Source organism: Aggregatibacter kilianii (genome assembly GCF_003129965.1).
In the GTDB taxonomy this organism is placed as follows: Bacteria; Pseudomonadota; Gammaproteobacteria; order Enterobacterales; family Pasteurellaceae; genus Aggregatibacter; species Aggregatibacter kilianii_A.
In genome coordinates this window covers 69,516-74,753 of sequence record NZ_NRCJ01000014.1, presented here as the reverse complement: position 1 = coordinate 74,753, position 5,238 = coordinate 69,516, and the positions used below count along the sequence as shown (strand labels likewise).

At 47.0% G+C, this 5,238-nt stretch carries 3 protein-coding genes; 1 reads left to right on the top strand and 2 read right to left on the bottom strand.

Going from position 1 to position 5,238, the window contains the following annotated elements:
* Positions 1-3,485: PAAR domain-containing protein (locus DK430_RS10890; protein WP_109079086.1), on the bottom strand; the 3,485-nt coding region annotated here is incomplete at its 3' end.
* 39 nt (positions 3,486-3,524) lie between these two features.
* Positions 3,525-3,959: a DUF1795 domain-containing protein gene (locus tag DK430_RS10885; RefSeq protein ID WP_109079085.1), complete on the bottom strand. Its 435-nt coding sequence runs from the start codon at positions 3,957-3,959 to the stop codon at positions 3,525-3,527.
* A 211-nt stretch (positions 3,960-4,170) separates the two neighbouring features.
* Here DK430_RS10885 and vgrG point away from each other — a divergent pair.
* On the top strand, positions 4,171-5,238 hold a 1,068-nt coding region (gene vgrG, locus DK430_RS13135; protein ID WP_162616841.1), incomplete at its 3' end, for a type VI secretion system tip protein VgrG.

Genomic DNA, 5,238 nt, shown 5'->3' with positions numbered 1-5,238 from the left:
GCGGCAATGGTGTTTAAGGCTTTGTCGTATTGATAAGTACGGTTCAGTTCGGCAAAGCTCGGACCATCAATACCGGTTAGGCGCAGTTCGGTGGTGTCGAAGTGGGTACGCGGTTCATGTCCGGCACGTTGGCGTATCGGCAGATTCATTTCATTGAACTGCTGATTGAGGATAAAGCCGAGGTTGGAGAGGCGGCTGATTTCGTTACCTTCTTCGTCGTACAAGAAAGTAAGTTTGTGTAATGCACTTACTTGTGCGGTTGTGTTTGGCGTTGTTTGTGCGCTTGTCGTTGTTTGTGCTTTTTCCGCTTCACTATCCCAATTTGGCAAGGTCAACTCAACCAGCTCACCCACGTTGTTGTATTTGTAGGTAGTGGTAATCGGTTCTTGTTGTCCGTTCGGATATAGACGGCGGGTGACGGTGTTGGTTGCCTCATCAAAAGTGCGGTGGATTTTATGTGTGTTTTGTGTTTCCTCAATCACCCGGTCGTTAATGTCATAGACATAAGTGAGGGTGCTGTCGGTGGATTGAATACGGGTGACTCTGCCTGCCTTGTCATAGGTATAGCTGATGGCATCATCAGACGTATTGAGTTGAATCAGTTGTCCGTTGGCGTTGTAGGTATAGTGAGTTTGATTGCCTTCGCCGTCGGTCAATGTCTGTAAGCTGCCGTTCGGGTAATAGGTGTAATGCCACTGATTTCCGGCAAAGTCGGTTTCGCTTTCTACCTGCCCGTCGGCATTGAAGGTATAGGTGTAATGTTCGCCTTTCGGGTTGGTGACACGGCTTAGTTTTAGACTGTCTTTGTCATAGTCATAACACCAAACATTGCCTTCACCGTCAATTTTCTCCCTCAGTAAGTCAAAAGCACCGTATTTCAGCTGCCAGATAACGCCGTTGGCATCGGTGTATTTCACTAAATTGCCGTGACGGTCATAGGTCTGACTTTCCGTACTTTGGTTCGGACGATGGATATGGGCAAGCTTCTGATGGCGACTGTAGCCATACTGCCAGAATTTACCGCCGGCACTTTGCAATTGGCTGATTTGGTCTTCACCGTTATAGGTAAGCTGAATGCGACGTTGTTCGGCATCCTGCGTTTCAATTAAACGATGACGCGGGTCATAACGGAATGCTGCCTGTAACTGTGCCCGGGCGCTTTGTTGGGCGGACTTGGACACCACATGGGTTAATAACCCGAATTCATTGCGCACAAAGGCGGTTTGGCTGCCGTCCGGGGCGGTGAAAAGTGCGGTGGCATTTTCATCTGTTTTTTCTTCCTGTGACGTCCACACCCGACCAATGGGGTCTTCAATACGCACGAGGCGTTCGTCTTCGTTATAGGCATATTGCCATTGATATCCCATTGGGTCGGTAAAGGCGGTGACCAGACCGGTTTGTTCCAGATAGGAAAAACTCACTTGTGTGCCGTCAGTGAACGTCTGATTTAACAGATTGCCATGTAGGTCATAGGTAAAACGGGTGACTGCGCCATTCGGGGAAGTGATGGCAAGAGGCTTCATGATGTGCGGGTCGAAGTCATACACCGTGACATTGCCTTTGCTGTCACGTACCCGGGTTTGGTTGTCGGCATAGTCAAACCATACCGGATAGAAGCCGTCGGCACCGTGACTGTGGATCACCCGTCCCTGTGCGTCATAGTGATAATCTACCCAAGTGTGGTCTTTATCTTCCCAGCGGGTTAGATTGGCGTGGTTGTCATAGGTATAGAACAGGTGATAATCGAGCAGAGCATCGGATTCGATAAGCTGTCCGTGTTCATTTTGGGTATAAGTCACCAGTACCTGTTGTTGCCCGTTATCCACACGGGTGATGGAATGTAGCCACTCGCCTTGATAGTCGAGGGTTAAAATCATGCCATCGGTGTGGGACACGGATTCCAACCAGGACTGTTCGTTATAGTGGAACTGCACCACGTTATCGAAAGTGTCAAGCCAGGCGGAAATGAGATAGCGACCGTCGGTCAGCGGCGGGTAGGTTAGCGCCGCTTCGGAGTCGGCATGGTCATCGTCCATATCATCAGCATCATCGATTTCCGGGGTGTCAATGAAATAGAACAGTTTGGCAATGCGCGTATCGCGATTGAATAATTCTAGATATTCACGATGACGGATGAGCGCATATTGCGGATGGTCGGGGTTGAAGGATTCGAGACTACCGTGCGGTAACGCAAAGCGTAAATAGGTGCCTTCAAAGGTCGCAATCTTAATTAACTGTCCGTTATCGGACACCTCGGCATATTCGGAGAAGTTATCCGTCCAGTAAGCGCCGCATAAGCCTTCGGATTGATTTTCGTCTTTATGGCGGGACCAAGTGCGGATAAAAGAGAGTGGCAAAGTTTGCCCCAGTGTGAAATCCACACGTTGTTCTACGACATGACCGGTGAGTACATCTATCGGGTCACCTTTAATGAATTTTTTACCGGCCTCGGTGAAACGTTTGAAACCCTTATTATTTTTAAAGGCATTCTTGGCGCAACCTAAGGTTTTTCCGCGGGCAATTTTGCCTGCTTGTTTGGCGCCTTTGCCAAGTCCGCGTCCGACGGCTTTCGCCCCTTTCGCGACACCACGCCCAACCGCTTTTGCGCCTTTTACTGCACCACGCCCGGCAGCTTTCGCCAGCCTTGCGGCATTTTTTGCCTTGCGGGCGGCACTCTTGGCAAGGCCTTTTGCGGCTCTACCCGCCATTCGTGCGGCAACTGCGGCACCTGCGCGAGCACCTTTTGTGGCAGCAATTTTGCCTATCTTAGATAACCCTTTGAATAGCCCTTTACTAAAAATTGCCGTAGGAGGAATGACAAAATCCACGGCAAATAATATCGCCCGTTGCCAACCGGTAAACTCACTTTTCATTTCTACATAGGTTTCTTGTCCGGAGCCAATAAATACATCGGGTGAACCTTCTGCAATGGTTGCGCTACATTCGGTTTTATCGCCTTTACGGGCTACCGGCTGGTTGTTTACCGTAACCGTTTTACTGCCTTGCGCAATTTTTTGTGGTGGGGAATGGCGGGTGCAGGCAACGCTTAAGGCTTGGTCAACCATCGCCAGTGGTTTACCGTTTACGTTCACATCCGAAGAACCTTTGACAATCGGTCCGCTCGGCTCTCCACCGATGGCTTCATCAACAAACTTCGTTACAGCGCCGGTAACGGCACCTATTCCTCCCGACAGTGCAATGGTGCCGACAGTGCCCAGTATCGCTGCCGCGACAGGGGCGGCAATCCCGCCGGTGATACCTACCGCTGCGACTGCAACTGATGCGAGCGCAAAAACTCCGGCAGCAATAACAGCCCCAACAACTGCCCCGGCAAGCGCCGCCCAAAAACTGGTGTGATTAATAATATCCCCGACCCGGGCGGCTGGCGTTACGACTTCGGTCGGACCGGTAATGTTAACTTTGGAATACTGAAACCCACTAATATTCTGGGTAATACGGGATACGATATCGGTAGAGCCGGACATAAATAAACCTATGCGTTATTTTATTTATTGGAATCGAAATTAGTTTTGCTTATCGGAAGCAGCTTTAAAGGTATAAACAATCGCCAACATCGCCTCACGTTGTTTTTTTGTAAAAGGCGTAGTGGAGGTGTAAGTAAAGGTTAAAAGCAACTCATTGCGGATTTGCAATAAGGTGCACTGATACATCACACCTTCGGGCGTTTGCCATTGATATTCCAAAAGATGGGCGGGCTGATTGTCCAGCTCGACGATTTCCTGTGCGATTTCGCGATAATTTTTGAGGTTATGTTGGAATTGGTGGATGACTTGATGGTAATACTCGTCACTGCTCATACCGGTAGGCACGGGGGCGCGATTAATGACTAAATTAATGCCGCTGTCGTCAGGGAGGACGAATACGTTCATGGATTGGTCCTGCCAGGAGGTTGGCAGGGTGATGGAGCCTTCATTGAAGTGGTAATTATGTGTTGTCATTGTTTTTCTTTATTTTGGGTTAATTATTGGGAAATTGGTCGGAATATTTATCATTAAAAATATGGGTGTTAAGTATCCTGTAAAAGTCATTTTTTTACAATAAAATTATGCAAAAAATTCTATTTAAACTTTTCTTATTCACTTAAATTTTATGCTATCCTATGCCGGTTTATTTAGTGTCAATTTTCTTGAAAATCTAAGGTAACTTCCGATGGTGAAAGACGTCTTATCTAATGTAAATACTTTATCTCAGGCTTCTGAGCAGGTGGGGAAGGTTGCCGATCTTGCCGGTGCCGGCAATGTGGCAGAAAAAATTCATCAGGTGCAGGATAAAATTTCTCAAGCTTCAAATGCTGTTTCTGCGGGCAAAACTATTGCCGATAAAGTTAAACAAGTTGCACAAAATGCCGATCTTTCTTCAATTGGTTCACTTGCCGGCGGTGTTGGCACGATCGCGGATTTAACCGGGAATGAAAAACTGGCGGCTAAAGCTGCTAAAGCCCAGCAAGCAATTGCTCAAACCACACAGGCGATTGCGGTGGCAAAAGATGTGATTCATCGGGTTCAGCAAGTGAGTAATCGCGTTGCACAATCGAAAGCATTAAAAGCCATGAATGGTAATGCAGCGGAGACAATGTCTCCGGTTGATCTGCTAACTTCATTATTTAAACGCCCGCCGAGTGGTTTGCAATTTACCTTAACCGTAAACGGGTTGCCTCCCACAACGTTTTCAGTTATTGATTTTCAATATACCTCCCGTTACAACGATTTATTTTATTTAGATGTTTCGGCAAGCAGTACAAATACCGAACTCGAAGCCGGTGCTATTTTAGACAATAATGCCACATTATCCATTTGGCAGGATGGTGAGTTGATTCAAACGATTTCGGGAATGGTTTCTGTCTTTGAAGAAGGGGACATCGGATTTAGAAGAGCACATTACCGACTACAAATTACACCGGATTTATGGCGGGCGACGTTGCGACATAATTCACGTATTTTTCAACAAAAAGATATTCAAACTATTCTTTCTACAATATTAGCCGAAAATAAAGTGGCAGATTATGCTTTTATTTTGCGTAATGCCCATCCGAAACGTGAATTTTGTGTGCAATATCAGGAGACGGATTTTGCTTTTTTACAGCGTATTGCGGCAGAAGAAGGTATTTTTTATTATTTTGATCAAAATAACGGACAACACCGCCTCATTCTCACCGATGACGCTGAAACATTGGACCCTGAAAAGGCGGCATTCATTCCTTATAACGTCAATAAAAAC